Annotated in this window: 13 protein-coding genes; 7 read left to right on the top strand and 6 right to left on the bottom strand. The window is 72.5% G+C overall.

All coding sequences use genetic code 11. The annotated features are described in order from the left end of the window. Window positions 1–31 precede the first annotated feature (31 nt). Window positions 32–1168: a hypothetical protein gene (locus tag VZF99_RS01215; protein ID WP_407335495.1), complete on the bottom strand. Its 1137-nt coding sequence runs from the start codon at window positions 1166–1168 to the stop codon at window positions 32–34. A gap of 119 nt (window positions 1169–1287) precedes the next feature. On the opposite strand from VZF99_RS01215, the gene VZF99_RS01210 reads away from it, so the two are divergent. After that, window positions 1288–2049 (top strand): transposase, encoded by a 762-nt coding sequence (locus VZF99_RS01210; protein ID WP_407335494.1) that lies wholly within the window; start codon window positions 1288–1290, stop codon window positions 2047–2049. On the opposite strand, the gene VZF99_RS01205 is transcribed toward VZF99_RS01210, so the two are convergent. Genes VZF99_RS01205 through VZF99_RS01190 form a run of 4 tightly spaced genes read right to left on the bottom strand, consistent with a single transcriptional unit; the run spans window position 2046 to window position 6697 of the window. After that, on the bottom strand, window positions 2046–2177 hold the full coding sequence (locus VZF99_RS01205) for a hypothetical protein (protein ID WP_407335493.1): 132 nt from the start codon (window positions 2175–2177) through the stop codon (window positions 2046–2048). The genes VZF99_RS01210 and VZF99_RS01205 overlap by 4 nt on opposite strands. Window positions 2178–2209: 32 nt before the next feature. Then, a complete protein-coding gene (locus VZF99_RS01200; RefSeq protein WP_407335492.1) occupies window positions 2210–4081 on the bottom strand; it encodes a glycosyltransferase in 1872 nt (623 codons plus the stop codon). 25 nt (window positions 4082–4106) lie between these two features. After that, window positions 4107–6167 (bottom strand): DUF6541 family protein, encoded by a 2061-nt coding sequence (locus VZF99_RS01195; RefSeq protein ID WP_407335491.1) that lies wholly within the window; start codon window positions 6165–6167, stop codon window positions 4107–4109. A 5-nt stretch (window positions 6168–6172) separates the two neighbouring features. After that, on the bottom strand, window positions 6173–6697 hold the full coding sequence (locus tag VZF99_RS01190; protein ID WP_120284978.1) for a GtrA family protein: 525 nt from the start codon (window positions 6695–6697) through the stop codon (window positions 6173–6175). 322 nt (window positions 6698–7019) lie between these two features. On the opposite strand from VZF99_RS01190, the gene VZF99_RS01185 reads away from it, so the two are divergent. Beyond that, window positions 7020–7202, top strand: a complete 183-nt coding sequence (locus VZF99_RS01185) for a hypothetical protein (protein ID WP_067714780.1) — start codon at window positions 7020–7022, stop codon at window positions 7200–7202. A gap of 90 nt (window positions 7203–7292) precedes the next feature. Here the strand turns inward: VZF99_RS01185 and VZF99_RS01180 are convergent, their stop codons facing one another. Beyond that, window positions 7293–8063 carry an ABC transporter permease gene (locus tag VZF99_RS01180; RefSeq protein ID WP_407335490.1) on the bottom strand — a complete coding sequence of 257 codons (771 nt, stop codon included), beginning with the start codon at window positions 8061–8063 and terminating at the stop codon, window positions 7293–7295. Between the two features lie 103 nt (window positions 8064–8166). Here VZF99_RS01180 and VZF99_RS01175 point away from each other — a divergent pair, with 103 nt between their 5' ends. From VZF99_RS01175 to VZF99_RS01155, 5 genes are all read left to right on the top strand, one after another. After that, on the top strand, window positions 8167–9561 hold the full coding sequence (locus VZF99_RS01175; RefSeq protein WP_407335489.1) for a lipase family protein: 1395 nt from the start codon (window positions 8167–8169) through the stop codon (window positions 9559–9561). A 96-nt stretch (window positions 9562–9657) separates the two neighbouring features. Then, entirely contained in the window at window positions 9658–11121 is a 1464-nt protein-coding gene (locus VZF99_RS01170; protein WP_120284984.1) for an FAD-binding oxidoreductase, read from the top strand. Between the two features lie 464 nt (window positions 11122–11585). Continuing rightward, entirely contained in the window at window positions 11586–12347 is a 762-nt protein-coding gene (locus VZF99_RS01165; protein ID WP_067714791.1) for a decaprenylphospho-beta-D-erythro-pentofuranosid-2-ulose 2-reductase, read from the top strand. A 2-nt stretch (window positions 12348–12349) separates the two neighbouring features. Continuing rightward, a complete protein-coding gene (locus VZF99_RS01160; protein WP_407335488.1) occupies window positions 12350–14344 on the top strand; it encodes a galactan 5-O-arabinofuranosyltransferase in 1995 nt (664 codons plus the stop codon). 67 nt (window positions 14345–14411) lie between these two features. After that, window positions 14412–17789, top strand: coding sequence for an arabinosyltransferase domain-containing protein (locus VZF99_RS01155; RefSeq protein ID WP_185951036.1), 3378 nt, complete (start codon window positions 14412–14414; stop codon window positions 17787–17789). The last annotated feature ends 21 nt before the right edge of the window (window positions 17790–17810 follow it).

Genomic DNA, 17810 nt, shown 5'->3' with positions numbered 1-17810 from the left:
GGCGGCGGGGCCGGGCCTCACCGGGGCTTCCTCACCAGGGGCTGCCGGACCACATGCCGTGCGGATCCACCGCGCCGTCCTCGCGCAACGGGGACCGGACCTCCGTCGATGGCCAGCGCGACCTCAGCACCGCCGCCGCGCGGTGCCCTTCCCCCCGACCTCCCGGAGGCGTGAGCGCGGCTGGCCCGGCAAACGGAGCGGGCACAGCGGACGGAGCGGGCGCCGCGGCCCCCTCCGGAGAGACGGGTCCTCGGACGACGATCACCGTCCATCCGGCCCGACGCAAGTGCTCCCGGTAGCGCTCGGCGGGTCTCCCGAACGACGGGGCCCGCCCGCCGGGCGTGAACACCACGCACCGGTCGAAGGGATCGGCGAGCGGCAACTCCACCGTGAAGTGCCCCAGCCGGACCGTGTGCCCGTGCCCGAACGTCCCGCACCCCGCCGCCGCCAACTCGAGCCGGGCCCGGGTCGACGCGACCGATCCCGAGAGCGGATCCGCCGCCCCGGCGACCTCACGGAAGGCCCTCGCACCACGCCCGGCGGGATGCCCGGCGGCGCCCGACAACTGGCCCGGCAGTTCGGGCAGCATCCCGCACAGCCGCTCCACCGCGACGACCGCGTCCTCGAACGACAGATCTCCGGCCAGGTCCCGGCAGGTCCGCAGCGGGGTGGTCACACGCAACCCGTCGATCTCCGTGACAGCGGACGGGGGCATCGAACCGTAGCGGTACACCCTGCCCGGACGCGACCTGCGCGTCGACGGCAGCCAGATCTCGGGTGGCGCGTCCGCGGGCGCGGAGTCGTCGCCCCACAGCAGGGCGGCGCTGCGCCCGCGCAGCACCCCTCCGGGCCAGGTCCGCGCCAGCGCGACGCTGCGCATGCGGAGATCGTCCCGTTGGTCCTCCCGCCGGTACATCCCGTGCCAGATCCGCCGATAGCGCGCGCGGTCAGCGGGATCCGGTACCGCGACGGCGAGTTCGGCCGTGGTCAGCGGGCCCGGTGGCAGAGCGCCCCGTACGCCCCGTGCGACCTGCGCGACCTGCGCGACCTGCGCGCCCTGCGCGCCCTGGAGGATTCTGCCCGGCGGTGGTGGGTCGCCGGCCACCGTTTTCGCACCGCGTCCTCCCGCATCGAGGACTCGGGCACGGGACGCATCTGGGATTTCCATACCCGTCACTGTGGCGCACGGATCCGTCGCTCCCGGGCCGGGAAGCCGCCTTCCGGGCGGCGTCTGTGGAGAACGCCACACCTGTGGAATCTCACGACCCACCGCTGCTACACGCACACATGGTCGTCGTGGCCGATGCCGGCATGCTCTCGGGGGCCAACATCAATGCTCTGGAGGACGCCGGGCTGTCGTTCATCGTCGGCTCCCGAACTTCCAAGGCCCCAAAGGAGCTCGAGGATCACTTCGGCCGCCGCGGCAACGCCATCGACGACGGTAAGGTTGTGGAGCTGACCCGCCCGATGGGCCAAGGCCGCGATCGGCGGCAGCGGCGGGTGGTGTGGCACTACAAGTGGGAACGCGCCCAGAGGGATCGGCGCACGCTCAACGCGCAGATCGACTGCGCCCAAAGGGTCGCTGACCGGTCGGAACCGCTCAAGAAGCAGCGGTTCGTCAAGATCACCGGCCAGAGCGTCGCCCTCGACGAGGCGTCAATCGAGCGGGCCCGCCAATCCGCCGGATACAAGGGCTACGTCACCAACATCGCCCCGGCCGTGATGGACGGCCATGCCGTCGTGGCGGCGTATCACGACCTGTGGAAGGTCAAGCAGTCCTTCCGCATGGCCAAGTCGGACTTGAAGGCACGTCCCGTATTCCACCGCACGCGTGACTCGATCGAAGCGCACCTGACGGTGGTCTTTGCCGCCCTCGCCGTAGCTCGCCTCCTCCAGCACCAGACCGGGACAACGATCAAAAAGATCGTCCAAACCCTTCAGCCACTGCGAACGATCGTCGTCACCGTCGGCGACCAGGAACTCATCGCCGAACCCACAATCGACGACACCACCCGAGACCTCATCCACGCCATCAACGCGGGGCACTAAAAGTTGTGGGACTCAGGCCAAGGACTCAGGTACCCGGTGCCCCCGGGGTGCATCAGCGTGTGGAACACGTCCATCAACACCACCACGATGAGCGCCACGCCCAAAACCGTCAACACGATCTCGACCATCAACCCACCCTAGGCGGCGAGCGGACGGCGGGTCAGAGTCCGTACAGCCGCGCCCAGTTCTCCCGCGTGGTGAGCTCGGCCTGCGCGGCACGCCACCGCTCCTGGGCGGCCGGGGCCTCCCGGACGAACCGGGCGAGCAGCGAGACCAGCCGCTTCTGCAGCTCGGTGGCCCGCGCCGGGTCCACCTTGCGGTGGTGCACCCCGGTCTGCGAGGCGTCGGTCACGTACACCTCGTCGAACAGCGAGACGTGCCACCAGGCCGCGTCCTCGTAGGGGATCGCCACCACGCCGCGGCGCTGCCGGCCCAGCTTCTGCACGAGCAGCCGCTTGGCGAGCACCTGGTCCTCGCGGTCCTCCCGCGGGATCCCCACCTTGCGCCGGACACCGATCCCGGCGGGCAGTGCCTCCACCCCGAGCTTGGCGGTCTCCGGGTACCGCGCGCGCTCGGCGCGGATCGCGGCCAGTGCGGCCTGACCGCCGTCACCCACGCCGTGGGTGCCGTCGGGCCCGTCGAGGAACGCCTCGATCCCGCGCAGGCGGGTGGCGGCGAGCCCGTACTGCATGGCCGCCACCGCGCGCAGGACGCTCCGGGCGAGGTTCTTGGCCATGTCCTTGGGGTCGATCCCCTGCCGGACCGCCGCCGTGGTCAGCGAGTTGCGCAGGGAGAAGAACTGGCCGAAGTCGTCGCCGTCCTTCCAGTAGAAGTCCGCGTGCCACACCGCCGCACCCTGCAGGGTGCACGTGGGCATCCCCGCCTGGCGGCAGCGCAGGCCGTACTCGATGTCGTCCCACTGGAAGAAGTACGGCATGGGGAGTCCGACCCGCTCCACGGCCTCGCCGGGGACGAGGCAGGACCACCACGCGTTGTACTCGGCGTCGATCCGCCGCTCCTGCCGGCCCGCGACCACCGACTCGTCACGCAGCGCGAACTCGTCGGCGTCCAACCCGCCCCGGAGCTCGTCGAGCTGCGTCCGTTCGGCCGAGACCAGCAGGTAGTCGGGGTTGAACAGGTAGAGCATCTGGGCGCCCACGAGCATCGGCTCACGGGTGACGGCGGCGAAGGCGAACAGCCGCAGCACCGTCTCGGGCTCCACCCGGACGTCGTCGTCCATGAGCAGCACGTCCACCGGCCCCGGGCCGTCCGGTGCGGTGGCCTCGAACAGCCCGCGGCTGAAGCCGCCGGCACCGCCGAGGTTGGGCTGGCGCAGGTAGTGCAGCCGGTCGCCGAACTCCTCCGCCGCGTGCCGGAACGGATCGCGGGTCTCCACCAGATCGGTGCCCTGGTCCGTGACATAGAGGTCGTCGATCAGGTCCGCGACGAGGGGATCCGAGGCCAGCGAGTCGACCGTGGCCGCACAGTCATCCGCCCGGTTGAACGTGCAGATGGCCACGGCGGCGCGGCGGGCGGGCCTCGTCGTCGTCGTACTCCATTCCACCTCCGACACCGTCGCCGGCGCGTCGACAGCGTGCACCTCCAGCCACATCGCGCCGCCGTCGGTGAACGCGTCCACCGACACGTGCAACACCGCCATGCCGTCGCCGTGGTGGTGGACCACCTCCACCGTCCGCACGTGGGAGCCGATGTCCGAGGCGCGCACCAGCACGTCGACCTGCCCGGCTGTCTCCACCGACACCCGTACGGTCAGCTCCGTGACGACGGTCCAGCGCTGCCAGTAGGACGCCTCGAACCGGCCGAAGTAGGTGTTGGTGTCGACGATCGCGCCGGGCTCCAGGTGCAGCTCGGTGCGTGTGCGGCGCACCACGCCCCGCGTGATCCGCGAGTACAGGTCGTCGTTGACCCACCGGCGCGGGCCGGAGAACAGGGTGCGCTGGAGCAGCAGATCGCGCTCGGGCCGGTCGGTCCCGGTGTCGGCGTCTGCGGTTGTCACGGTGGTGGCGTCCATGGGGCGATGCGCTCCTGGGAGTCGGTTAGGCGGTGCCGTCCAGGCTAGCCCCCGGGCCGGGGGGCGCCGCCTCGACGACCGGTGAGCCGGTGTTCGGGGGCTGCCCCGGCGGCGTCACCGGGGGGATGCCGGGCGGCGGGGGCAGCGGCTGGTGGTCCGCGGGCACCGGCAGGACCTCGTACAGACGGGCGCCCGGAGTGGCCTCCACCAGCCGCAGGTTCGGGTTGAGGTGCAGCCCGATGAACCCACCCGGCCGGCCCGGCCCGCCCACGGACTCCGTCCCGACGATCACCCAGCGCACGTCCCGGAGTTGCATCTCGCGGGTGACGGTCGGGTCGAAACCGTAGCGGTTGACCGAGGTGTACAGCGTCATGCGGTCGGCGCCGACCTGCGCGACCGGGTCGTCGGCGAGCGGCGCCCCGAACACCACCGGCACCCCGTGGAGCGCGTAGACCCAGGCGGTGCCGTCGAACGGGTCGTTCAGGGCCACCCCGCCGTCGTACCTCTCCCCCAGCGCGTCCAGCACGAGCCGCTCGTCGGCCGTGACCGCGGGCCCGTCGGCGTACCCCCAGGCGGTCAGGTCCCGCGCCATCACCGCGTGCCCGGAGGCGGTGAGCAGGGCCAGCGCCGCCGCCACGGCCACGCCGACCCGGGCCGCCGGCCGGCGCAGCGACCCGCGCGGAACCAGCGCCCGCACGCCGGCCCCGGCCAGCACCGCCGAGGGCAGGACGAGCAGCGACGCGAACCGGTAGAAGTCGTCCCACCAGAAGCCGGTGAACGTCCGCACCCAGTCGCCCCGGACGGCCGCGGCCAGGACGTACAGGGTCCCGTAGACGAGGAGCGCGGCGACGGGGGCGGCGAGCGGGCGACGCCGCCGCGGGTCGGCGACCGCCGTCGCCAGTCCCACGATCACCGCCACGGCCATGCCCACCGAGGCCACCGCCGTGGGACCGAGGTCGAGCACCGCGGCGACCGCCCGCGCCACACCCACCTCCCGTGGCCACGAGAACCCGGCGAGCGACTGGGTGGTCCCGGACGACACCATGCTCACCGACCACCCGACGTACGCCCCCGCGGGCACGGCGGCCAGGACGAACGCGCCCAGCACCGCCAGCCGCGGGCGCAGGCCGGGAGCGGCGGCCAGCCCGGCGAGGGCCTGCGCGGCGAGCGGGATCGCCGCGGCCAGGGCCACCGACGGGTGCACCGACCACGCCCCGGCCATACCGGCGCCCAGGAGCAGCGCGTGCGCGGGCATCCGGGACCGACAGGCGGCGAGGTGCTCACCCAGCAGGAGCAGTCCGGGGATCACCGCGACGCCCAGCGCGAACGGCAGTACGGGTCCGCGCGCCAGGGCGAGGTACGGGAACGTCCACGCCGACGCGGCGACCGCCGCGGCCGCCACCGCCGCGAGTCGGGACCCCCCGCAGAGGCGGGCCGCCAGGACCGCGACCCCCAGCACGAACACCACCCCGGTCGCCGCGGAGACGGCGCCCAGGGCCTCCGGCAGGCCGCCTCCGGGCAGCCCGACCAGGAGCGACGCGAACGCGTGATAGGTGTCCGGGTAGAAGAAGTGCGGGTTGGCGGGCTGGCTCACCGGCGCGAGGTCGGTCAGACCGGCCCGCCCGGTCTCGGCGATGAACCGGGTGGCGCCGCCGTGGAAGATGGCGTCCCAGCCCTGGGGAATGGCGGTGAGACCGCGGGTGGCGACGAGGATGTGGGCGACCGGGATCACCGCGAGGACGACGACGACGAGGTCCGCCACCCCCGGGCCCGGCCCGCCGCGGCGGGGTTCGTCGTCGTACTCCCCCTCGCCACGCCGCCACGTCCCCCGGTCGGTGACCCGGGACGCGATACCCACGACGACGGCGCAGACCAGCGCGGCGAGCGCCGTCACCCCGGCCGAGACGACGCCCCAGCGCAGGTCCACGGCGGCGGTGACCGCGCTGCCGACCGCCACCACCGCGAGCGTCAGCGCCGGCCCGGCCGCCACCGCGTCCCGCCACCGGGTGCCGGCGGCCAGGCAGACCACCGCCCCCGGCACCACCACCAGCGCCACCGCGGCGAGCAGGACGAGCGCGACCGTCACGGTGCTCAGCGCACCCGGAAGATCACGGTCCGTTGGACGATGAAGTTGGTAACCGTGGCGACGCCCTGGGCGATGACGTAGGCCACGGTCGTGGCCCAGAACGGGCTCCAGTCCATACCGAGGAACCACGGTGTCAGCACCATGAACAGGCCCCACTGCACGCCGAACATCAGCGCGTAGAGGCCCATCGTTGCGACGAACCGGGCGCGCGACGGCTCGGCCTGGAACGTCCACCGGCGGTTGAAGGAGTAGGCGGTGAGCGTGCCGGCGACGAAGGACAGCGCCTTGGCCGTGCCGTAGTCCAGGCCGAGGACCCTGAGCAGCTGGAGGAGCCCGTAGTCGACGATCGCCGACAGCACGCCGGTCAGGAAGAACCGGACGACCTGCGTCTTCAGGTCGGTCGGGCGGGCCGGGTCGGACTCGTGGCGGGCCTCGAGGGGGTCCACGGCGCCCCGCAGGGAGTCGAGGACGGAGTCCTCCGGCGGGTCCGCCGGGCTGCCGTGGATGGGTCCGCCGCTGGATGTCGTCACGCGACCAGGGTAGATCGCCGGCCGAGGGCACAGCGTCACCGCACTTGCGGTCAGGTCTGCGACGTGCAATTCTTTCTCCACTGCGGGCACACCAGCCCGCTTCTGGTCGAACCGGGAACGGCACATCCGCCGACTGCGTTCGATTCCGCGGGAGCGATCCGTTCCGGCCACCCCATCTCACCCGGCGCCCACACCACCAGGTCCGCGCCATTCCCGGGTAGCCGTCGTCGCCTCCACCCAACGCATCCGAGCAGCGCCCGTCGTCTCGTCACCAGTGGACGTGGCGGCTGTGCAGCTCGCTTCCCGACCAGGAGGAATCCCCATGTCGCAGTACCGAAACCCCGCCATGAACAACGCGCCGACCGCGTTCTCGTACACGCCGACCGGCCGGGCCATCCCGCCGTCATCGCCGCTGCGGACGCCGAACCGTCGCCCGGTCTCGCCGTCGTACACGCCCACCGGTCGGGTCGTCCTGTCGACGCCGGCCACCCGCGGCTCAGCCTGAGCGCGAGCCCACCGCACCGCTCTCGCGCGCGGCGCCCATCGTCCGGCCCACCGGCCGGCACGGGGGCGTCGCGCGCGAGGCGTTTCCCGGCTACAACCGGTCGGCGGCCACGAGCCGGGTGGACACCACCAGGGCTATCGCGCCACACGCGAGGATCCCGGTCGAGACGAACAGTTGCATCACACCGGCCTCCCACGGACGGGCACCGCCGAGCACCATCCCGACGAACGCCCCGGGGATCGTGACCAACCCGATGGTGCGCGTCTGGTCCAGCGAGGGCTGCAGGGACGTCGCCGCCGCCTCGCGGCACACCATCATCCGCGCGGGGATGTCCGTGAAGCCGAGCGACAGCGCGGCCTCCACCTCCCCGTGACGGGTGGCGAGTTCGTCGTGCGCCCGGCGACCGGACAGGCCCGCCACCGCCATGGCGTTGCCCAGGAGGATCCCCACCACCGGGATGACCGACAGTCCGTTGGGGCGGACCACCCCGGCCGCGAGCAGTCCCAGGACGATCACCGCCGCCGGCAGAGCCACCGCCACCGCGCACCACAGCGCATCACGCACGGTCACCCGCGCCGCACCGGCCTGAGGCGCGCTGCGCTGCGCCAGCCTCCGGGCCGCGGCCCACGAGGCGACGGACGCCATCACCACCGCGAATGCCGCCACCAGCCACAGCCGGTCGGCCACGTACCCGATGATCAGAGAGAGCCCCACGAGCTGGACGGCCGCGCGGATCGACGTCCACGGGATCTCCCACTCCTGCCCCGTGCCGCCCAGCCACGCCGCCGTGGCGCCGATCACCACGAACAGGACGACGGCCACCGCCAACGCCGGCCCGATCTCGATCATCGTCGACCCCACGTGGGCGAGCCTACGACCGGCCCGTCCCGATCGGGAGGGTCTGACGGAGTCGATGTGCCGACCGTCCCGTGGCCATGTCCGAGGGGCGCGATACCGTACGCGCATGAGGTCGCGGCGTCCCCTCCGTCCCGCCCGCGCAGTCGCCGCGGCAATCGTGTCCCTGGCCTGCGTGGTGGCCGGGGTCCCGTCCACCGCCGCGATGCCGGCGCCGGCGCCCGGGTCCTCGCCCGCGGCGCTGCCCGATCCGCTGGCGGCGTTCCGACCGGCGCCCCCGCACGAGCGCACGCCGGAGCGGTATCTGCCCAGCCCGTCACCGGATCCCTGGTACTCAGCACCGCCCGAGGTCGATCCCGCCACCGCCCCCGGGACGATCCTCGACACGAGGCCGGTGACGATCCCGCCGCACAACGTCCGCAACTTCGGCCGGGGCTGGCAGGTGCTGGTCCAGAGTCTCGACTCGCACGACCGAGCGCAGCAGATCGTCTCCACCATCATCGAGCCGGCCACCCCCTGGACCGGGCCGGGTCCGCGACCGCTCGTGTCGTTCAACGTCACCATCGATTCCCTCGGCCTGACGTGCATGCCGTCGCACACGCTGCCGCACGAGCTGAACATCGAGATGCCACCGTTCCTGCAGATCCTCGCCGACCGCGGGTACGGGCTGGTCGTGACCGACTTCCAGGGACCCAAGGCCGCCTATGCGGCCGGACGGGCCAACGGCCGGGCCGTCCTCGACGGGATCCGTGCGGCCCGCGCCTTCGTCCCACCCGGTGGCGCCGGCCCGATGTTCCGGGACTCGCGGGTCGTCCAGGTCGGCTACTCCGGCGGCGGTATCGCCACCGGCTGGGCCGCCCAGCTGCAACCCGTCTACGCGCCCGAGTTGACCGGTGTGCTCGTGGGATCGTCCGTGGGCGGTGTCCCCGCCGACTACTCGGAATTGTTCGACACGATGGACGGCAACCTCGCCTCCGGGCTCTACCGGGCAGCCGTGTTGGGGATCGCCCGCGAGTACCCCGAGCTGTACACACTGCTCAGTGACGCCGGAGACGTCGCCGCCCACGGGCTCCGCGACTCATGTGCCGCCGCCAACACCGCGTCGGGGCTGTTCCCCGTCCCGCTGGCGACGCTGATCAACACCGACCCGCGGACCGACCCGACCGTGTCGGAGGTGCTCGCCCGCAACCGGCTGGGCACCGCCGACCCGGCCCACGGCGCGGACCCACGCGAGGTGCCGACCGGCCCGGTGCAGGTGTGGCACGGGGACGCCGCCGCCCCGATCGGGCCCGGCCCGGGCTCGTCGCAGGGTCCCGGAGACCCGTTCGTCCCCGAATGGACGGCCCGGCAGCTGGCCGACGAGTGGTGCGCGGCCGGCGCCGACGTCGAGTACACGCCCGTTCCGGGCGAACACATCCTGGCCGCCTACACCGCGGTGGGCCCGGCGCTCGACTGGGTCGACGACCGCGCCCGCGGGGTCCCGTTCACCGCCGGCTGCCGATAGCGTCACCGGTGGTCCGGCGCGCCGAGTGCGTTGCGGGCGTCACGCCGGGGCCGTCACAGGGTGGGTCGGGGGCCGTCGAGCGGTACCCTCGACGCTGTGAGCACCGCCCAGAACAGCCTCCCCGGCCAGCCCTCCACCACCACCGTCTCCCTGGACACCGAACTCAAGCGCCTCACCGGCTGGGGGCGCACCTCCCCCGCGATGAGCCACGTGCTCACCCCACGGTCCGTGGAGGAGATATCGGCGGCCGTGGCGGCGGTCAACGACGCCAACGCGTCGAGCCCCGCCCACCTGCGACGCGGTGTGGTGGCCCGCGGGCTCGGTCGCTCCTACGGCGACAGCGCCCAGAACTCCGGTGGTCTCGTGCTGGACATGAGCCACTTCAACCGCATCCACGAGCTCAACGCCGAGAAGGCGCTGGCCGTGGTGGACGCGGGCGTGAACCTCGACCAGCTCATGCGCGCGGCCCTACCGTTCGGCCTGTGGGTTCCGGTGCTGCCGGGCACCCGGCAGGTCACCGTCGGCGGAGCGATCGGTCATGACATCCACGGTAAGAACCACCATTCGGCCGGCTCGTTCGGCAACCACGTCACCCGCATGGAACTGCTCGTCGCCGACGGCCGGGTGCTGACCCTGGAGCCGAGCGGTACCGCCGACGACCCGGAGGGCACCCTGTTCTGGGCCACGGTCGGCGGCAACGGCCTGACCGGCGTGATCCTCAAGGTGTGGATCGCCATGACCCGTACCGAGACCGCCTTCTTCCTGGCCGATACCGATCAGACCGGGTCGCTCGACGAGACGATCGCCCTGCACACCGACGGTTCCGAGTCGAAGTACACCTACTCCTCGGCCTGGTTCGACGCCATCAGCGCGCCCCCCAAGCTCGGCCGGGCCGCCGTGTCCCGCGGGTCCCTGGCCACCCTCGCCGAGCTCGAGGAATACGCGCCCAAGCTGGCGAAGAATCCCCTGGCGATGGACGCCAAGCCGCTCATCACCTTCCCGGACGTCTTTCCCAACGGGCTCGCGAACAAGTACACCTTCGGCCCCATCGGCGAGGTGTACTACCGGCTCGGGGTCACGTCCCGGAACCAGATCAAGACACTGCCGGCGTTCTACCACATGCTCGACCTGTTCTCCGAGTGGAACCGGGCCTACGGGTCCAAGGGATTCCTGCAGTACCAGTTCATCGTCCCGCCCGGCGAGGTCGAGGGTTTCAAGGAGATCATCGGCGACATCCAGCGCTCGGGACACTACTCGTTCCTCAACGTCTTCAAGCTCTTCGGGCCGGGAAACCAGGCACCGCTGTCCTTCCCCATGGAGGGATGGAACGTCTGCGTGGACTTCCCGATCAACAGCCGTCTCAACACGTTCGTCAACGAACTCGACGCCAAGGTCATGTCCATGGGCGGCCGCCTGTACACGGCCAAGGACTCCCGCGTCCCGGCCGAGCGCTTCCACGCGATGTACCCCCGGATCGATTCGTGGATCGCCACCCGCCGGGGGATCGACCCGAACGGCGTGTTCGTCTCCGACATGGGGCGTCGCCTCGAGCTGATCTGACGGTCGACCGGGGCGGGGCCTCCCCGCCGCCGCCGCCCGGCTCCACGGCCGCGACGCGCCTCCGCCGGGGGACCTCCGGCGGGGGCTACACACGACCCCGGCCCGGCGTCACACTGGAGGATGTCCTCGGACCACGAGCGTCTACCGAGGCGTCCGAAATGGAGCCCGCCATGATCCTCCGCGCCGCTGTCGCCGCAGTCGCCCTGATCGTGACCACCCCGCCCTCGGCGGTGTGGGAACGGTCCCCGAGCAGACCGGCCCCGTCACCCACCTCGGTACGCCCACGGCCACGCGCACCGCGCCGAGCCGGGCCCGGACGACCTCGATTCATCTGATCCGGGCGGCCGGGGGCCGGCCGGACCGGGCCACCGCGCAGCGGCGCACACCGCCTCGCGCCCGTCCCGATCCACCCGCCACCCGTGAGGGGCGCAGCAGCGTCGGACCCCCTCGGTAGACTCCTGCCCATGATCAATGCCGTCGGCGTCCCCCAGACCCTGCTCCTCCTCGGTGGTACCTCCGAGATCGGCCTGGCCATCTGCGCCGAGTACCTCCAGCAGGGCCCGATGCGCGTGATCCTCGCCTGCCTGCCCGGAGACCCGGGGGTCGACGACGCGCGCGCGGAGATGACCGCCGCCGGTGCGAGCGCGGTGGAGGTGGTCGACTTCGACGCCGCCGCCACCGAGTCCCACCCGGCCGCGTTCGAGCAGATCTTCGCCGGTGGGGACGTGGACGTGGCGATCGTCGCGTTCGGCCTGCTGGGCGAGAACGAAGAACTCTGGTCCGACCAGCGCAAGGCCGTCCAGATCGCCCAGATCAACTACACCGGCGCGGTCTCGGTGGGCGTGCTGCTCGCCGAGCGGATGAAGTCGCAGGGGTACGGCCGGATCATCGCCATGAGTTCGGCCGCGGGTCTCCGCGCCCGCCGCTCCAACTTCGTCTACGGCTCCACCAAGGCGGGTCTGGACTCCTTCTACACCGGCCTCGGGTACGCGCTGGCCGAGCACGGGGTGGACGTCCTGGTCATCCGGCCCGGCCAGGTCCGCACGCGCATGTCGGCGCACGTCAAGGAGGCGCCGCTGACGATCAACAAGGACGAGGTCGCCCGCATCGCGGTGAAGAACGCCGGAGCCGGTAAGGGCGCGGTCTTCGCACCTGCCGCGTTCGGCGGGGTCATGGCCGTGCTCACGCACGTCCCCCGCCCCATCTTCCGCAAGCTCCCCTTCTAGGGATGCCGGTGGCGCTCCGGGGGCTCGGCCTGGCCGGCGCGGCGACGCTGCTGGCCGCCGTCGTCACCGCGGTCGTCCTCGCCGGGTTCTCCCTCGTCTCCTTCCCCGCCTACGGCAACTCCAACGTCCTGCGGGCGCTGACGGTCGTCGGTCAGGTCGCCGCCATCGCGCTGGTGGTGCTGGGGATACTGTCCGCACGCGCCGGCGAGCAGCCGGGCGGTCGGTCCGCGCTGGTCCGTCTGGGTAAGCTCGCGGCCCCCACCGGCTCCGCGTTGCTGGTCGCCGCCACACTGGGGATCCCGCTCGCCGCATCGCGGTTGTACCTGCACGGCGTGAGCGTGGACCAGGAGTTCCGCACCCAGTTCCTCGGTCGCTCGGCGACCTCGCTCGGCCTGCCCGACATGGCGTACGCCGACCTGCCCTCGTTCTATCCGTCCGGCTGGTTCTGGCTGGGCGGGCGGTTCGCCAACCTCGTCGGCCTCGAGGGCTGGGCGGCGTACAAGCCGTGGTCCATCCTCTCGCTCGCGATCGCCGCCGCGCTGGTCACCGTGCTGTGGACCCGCCTGTTGCGCACCGACCTCGGGGCGGCGGTGGGACTGGCGTCGACCTCGATCATGCTCGCCTACGGCAGCCCCGAGCCCTACGGCGCGATCGTGGCGCTGTTCCTCCCGCCTGTGCTCATCCTCGCGTGGCACGCCGTCAACCCCACGGCGCGGCACGCCGGTCGCGGTGCGGCCCTGGCCACCACCCTGTTCCTGGGCGTCTCGGCCAGCATGTACACGCTCTACACGGGCCTGGCGGCGGGCACCGTCGTGCTCATGGCGCTGGTCGCGACCGTCACCGCCGTGTTCGCCGGCCGCCGCGCCGACCGTGCGGAGGACCGTGGGACCGACCGCGCCGACAGGAAACATCCCGCCCGTGAACCCCTCCCGCTCTGGCTGCCCGCGGTCCGGCTCGCGGCGATCGGGTTCGGCTCCATCGCGATCGCGCTCATCGTGTGGGCGCCCTATCTGCTCGCCGCCCTGCGCGGAACCCCGGCCGACTCCGGGACGGCGATGCACTACCTGCCCGACGCCGGCGCCCGACTGCCGCTGCCCATGACCGCCGGCGGCCTCACGGGCTGGGTGTGTCTGGCCGGTCTGGTCTGGATCGTCGCCCGAGCGTGGACCTCGCGCCGCGCTCAGGCGCTGGGCCTGGGCGTGGTGGCCGTCTACCTGTGGTGCCTGGCCTCGATGGCGATCACCGTCCTGGGCACCACCATGCTCGGTTTCCGCCTCGAACCGGTGCTCATCGGCCTGCTCGTGGTGGCGGGCGTCTTCGCGATCACCGATGTCGCCGGCCTCGCGGTGCGCCTCGCCGGGCGCCAGAACGGCACCGACCGGCCCGCTGCGGAGGCGGCCGACCGGCGTCGCCGGGCCACCGCGGTGGTGGGGGTCGTGGCCTCCCTGGCCGCACTCGCCCACGCTCAGGGCATCCCCGATCACCTGCACGAGGAGATCCGGCTGGCCTACACCGACACCGACGGTCACGGAGAGCGGGCGGACCGCTACCCGCCCGGGCCCGAGTCCCACTACGCCGAGGTCGACGAGACCATCCGGGAGGCGTTCCCCGGCCGCAGGCGGACCGACATCGTCGTCGTCAGCACCGCCGATGCCTTCCTCGCCTACCACCCGTACCTGGCCTACCAGGCCGTCACCTCCCACTACGCCAACCCCCTGGGGCGGTACGCCGACCGCAACGAGGCCATGCTCCGGTGGGAGGACGCCACCAGCGGCGCCGAGCTGCGCGCCATGATGGACGAGACCCCGTGGCGCGGCCCCGACGCGATCGTCACCCGCCGGTCGGGCGACGGATACGCACTGCGCCTGGCCGAGGACACCTACCCCAACGACCCCAACGTGCGACGATTCGGCGTCACCATCCCCGCCGAGGCCGTCGAGGGCCCCCACTTCGAGGTCCACGACGTGGGCCCGTTCGCCGTGATCGTGGTGCGGTGATCACGTGGTGACGACGCGGGGAGCGGGTGACGGCCGCGGGTCCGGTGACGACCCGGGAGCAGGGACCGTGCCAGGGGGTGACGACGACGAGGTGCGCGACACCGACCGCGAGCGTCCCCTCGGACTGCACCCCTATCCCGGAATGGACCGCCACCGCCGGTGGGCGATCATCGCCGGGTTCCTCGGTGCGTTCCTCGCCGTCCTCGCCGGGATACTGCCGGTCAACCAGGACACCACCCGTGTGCAGTGGACGGCCGGGCCCGACTACGCCCCGGTCACCGCGCCCCTGGTCTCCGGGCGGCCGCTCGACCTGACGATCACCGCCCCCTGCGCGCCGCTGGCACAGGTTCCGGAGAACACGATCGTGTTCTCGACCCTCCCGCAGGACGCCCCCGGGCGGATCTCTGAAGGGCTGGTCGTCCAACGCGTCCGGGACGCCGCGGGCGATCCCGTCATCGAGGTCGCGGTCCGCAACATCACGCTGCTGTCCGTGCCGTTGTCGACCCTGCGCGACCCCGCGTGCGAGACGCTGCACGTGCGCGCCGAGACCGGGATCCTCACCGCCGAGTTCACCGGCCTCGAACGGGCCCCCGACGACGCCGACGACGCCGTGCGCGCCGCCGTGCCCGGAAGCATGCGGCCGCAGGTCACCGGCGTCTTCACCGACCTCACGGCCGCGACCGCACCCGACGGGCTCGGTGAGTCGACGGTGGAGGTGACCGTCGACTCCCGCTACTCGTCCAGCCCCACGCTGCTCAAGCTGGTGCTGATGGTGATCGGCGTCCTTGCCACCCTCGCGTCCGTGGTGTTCCTGCACCGCCTCGACGGCATCGACGGCCGCTCGGGTCGACGGTTCGTGCCCCGGTCCTGGTCGCGACTGTCCGGGGTCGACGGCGTGGTGATCGGCGTCCTGGGTTTCTGGCACCTCGTGGGCGCCAACACCTCCGACGACGGCTACCTGCTGACCATGGCCCGCTCCGCCGGGCCCAGCGGATACATGGCCAACTACTACCGCTGGCTCGGCTCCCCCGAGTCCCCGGTGGGGTGGTACTACGAGATCCTGCGGGTGTTCGCCGAGGTGTCCACGGCCAGTCCCTGGATGCGCCTGCCCACCCTGGTGTGCGGCATCCTCGCGTGGCTCATCATCAGTCGGGAGGTCGTGCCCCGGTTGGGTCGACTCGCGCGCACCTGGCGCGGCCCGCGCTGGACGGGGGCCGCCCTGTTCCTCGCGTTCTGGATGGCGTTCAACAACGGGCTGCGGCCCGAGCCCGTGATCGCGCTGGGCGCCCTGCTCACCTGGTCGCTGGTGGAGCGGTCCATCGCCACCCGCCGCCTCGTGCCGGGCGTCGCGGCGATCGGTGTGGCCGCGTTCTCCCTCGGTGCCGGCCCGACCGGGCTGATGTGCGTGGCGGCGCTGGCCGCCGGCGCACGCGAGTTCGTCCGCATGGTGCGCCGCCGCGCGCAGGTGGTCGGATGGGCGGCGATCCTCGGACCCGTGCTGGCGGTGGGCCTCGCACTGCTCTACACCGTGTTCGCCGACCAGACCCTGGCCGCGGTCCTCGAGGCCACCCGCATCCGCACCGAGCTCGGTCCGAGTCTGCCCTGGTACGGGGAGAAGGAACGCTGGGAGGCACTGTTCGGGGTCTCCGCCGACGGCGGGGTCGCCCGGCGCTTCCCCGTCCTGCTCATGCTCATGTGCCTCGTGCTCGTCTCGGCCGTGATGCTGCGGCGTGGGCGGATCCCCGGCGCCGCCGCGGGGCCGTCCCGCCGGCTGATCGGCGTGATCGCGGGATCGTTGCTGTTCCTGGTGTTCACGCCCACCAAGTGGACCCACCACTTCGGGGTGTTCGCCGGACTGGCGGGGGCGCTGGCGGTGCTGGCCGTGATCGCGCTGCGCTCCTCGACGGTGTCGCTGAGCCGGAACCGCTGGCTGGTGTGGGCGGCGCTGTGCCTCGTCGTCGGACTCTCCACCGCCACCGACAACACCTGGTGGTACGTCTCCGACTACGGCATCCCCTTCTCCGATTCCTTCCCCGCGATCGGCGGGGTGCAGATCCAGTACGTCGCGTTCGTCGGCGGCTTCGTGTGCCTGCTCATCGCCGGGCTCATCCACTCGGGGATCCTGCCCGACGACCCCGGCGCCGCCCTCCGCGTCCGCATCAGACAGGCGGTGCCCTTCCTGCGCACGCACGCCGACACCCCCGCGTCGCGACGGCGGGACGGCGGCTCCGGGGACACGGCCCGCCCGCGCCGGCGCGCCGGGATCGGCGGCGCCCCGCTGACGGTCGTCGCGTTCTCCGTGGTGATCTTCGAACTGTCCTCCGCGGTCATCGCCGTGTTCGCCCAGACCCCGGCCTACACGGTCGGGCGCGGCAACATGCGCGCCCTGGCCGGCGAACCCTGCGCACTGGCCGACTCGGTGCTGGTCGAGGAGGACTCCAACGACGGCCTGCTCGGCGCCATCGGGGCCGGGCCGGAGATCTCCCTCGGAGCCGGCGTGGTCAACGGCTTCGCCCCCAACGGTCTGCCGGACTCCATCACCGTCGACAGCACCGAGGCCTCCGGCTCTCTGGCGACGTCCGAGACCGGCGAGCGCGACCCCGGCGACGGCGTGGACGCCGGCACCACCGGTGGCCGCGGCGCCGTGACCGTCAACGGCTCCACCGTGGCCCTGCCCTTCGGCCTCGACCCGGACACCACGCCCGTCCTCGGCTCGTACCGGCGCGGGCCGCAGGTCGCCGCCGAACTCACCAGCGCCTGGTACCAACTGCCCGCCCGCAGCCCCAACCGGCCGCTACTCGTCATGGCCGCCGCCGGCCGGATCGGGAGCGGCGACCTGCGGATCGAGTACGGGCGCCCCGGCCGGGTCGGCCCCGCCGGACCCACCGATTTCGAGGTCATGGGGTCCATGTCCCCCATCGACATCGGGCCGGCCCCCGCCTGGCGCAACCTGCGCATCCCGCTCGAGTCGATCCCCGCCGAGGCCGAGGTCGTCCGCGTGGTCGCCACCGACGGCAACCTCGATCCCGACCAGTGGCTCGCTGTGACCCCACCACGGAACCCGCGCCTGCGCACCCTCGACGAGGTCGTCGGCCACACCGACCCGGTGCTCGTCGACTGGGTGGTGGCACTGGCGTTCCCGTGCCAGCGACCGTTCGTGCACAACGGTGGCGTGGCGGAGATCCCCCGATACCGCATCCTCGCCGACCGGGAATCCTCCTCCGCCGCGAACTGGTGGCAGAGCGCCGGCGGCGGCGGACCCCTGCTGTGGACCACCCAGACGGTCGAGGCGATCACGGTCCCCACCTACCTCGACCACGACTGGTCGAGGGACTGGGGTTCGCTCCAGCGGTTCGAACCTCTGGACCCGCAGGCGAGTCCGGCCGAACTGGTCCGCGGCAGCGAGTTGCGGTGGGGCTGGACCACGCCGGGTCCGATGAAGTGATCGTCGCCTAGAATCGGTCGT

The organism is Dietzia kunjamensis, from assembly GCF_045689975.1.
GTDB lineage: Bacteria > Actinomycetota > Actinomycetes > Mycobacteriales > Mycobacteriaceae > Dietzia > Dietzia kunjamensis.
The sequence above is the reverse complement of the archived record's forward strand: the minus strand, read 5'-3'. Positions and strand labels throughout refer to the sequence as shown.

Excerpts from the sequence above, each read along its gene's own strand:
- VZF99_RS01215 (WP_407335495.1), bottom strand. The coding sequence starts at position 1,168 with ATGGAAATCCCAGATGCGTCCCGTGCCCGAGTCCTCGATGCGGGAGGA.
- VZF99_RS01210 (WP_407335494.1), top strand. The coding sequence starts at position 1,288 with ATGGTCGTCGTGGCCGATGCCGGCATGCTCTCGGGGGCCAACATCAAT.
- VZF99_RS01205 (WP_407335493.1), bottom strand. The coding sequence starts at position 2,177 with ATGGTCGAGATCGTGTTGACGGTTTTGGGCGTGGCGCTCATCGTGGTG.
- VZF99_RS01200 (WP_407335492.1), bottom strand. The coding sequence starts at position 4,081 with ATGGACGCCACCACCGTGACAACCGCAGACGCCGACACCGGGACCGAC.
- VZF99_RS01185 (WP_067714780.1), top strand. The coding sequence starts at position 7,020 with ATGTCGCAGTACCGAAACCCCGCCATGAACAACGCGCCGACCGCGTTC.
- VZF99_RS01175 (WP_407335489.1), top strand. The coding sequence starts at position 8,167 with ATGAGGTCGCGGCGTCCCCTCCGTCCCGCCCGCGCAGTCGCCGCGGCA.
- VZF99_RS01165 (WP_067714791.1), top strand. The coding sequence starts at position 11,586 with ATGATCAATGCCGTCGGCGTCCCCCAGACCCTGCTCCTCCTCGGTGGT.
- VZF99_RS01160 (WP_407335488.1), top strand. The coding sequence starts at position 12,350 with ATGCCGGTGGCGCTCCGGGGGCTCGGCCTGGCCGGCGCGGCGACGCTG.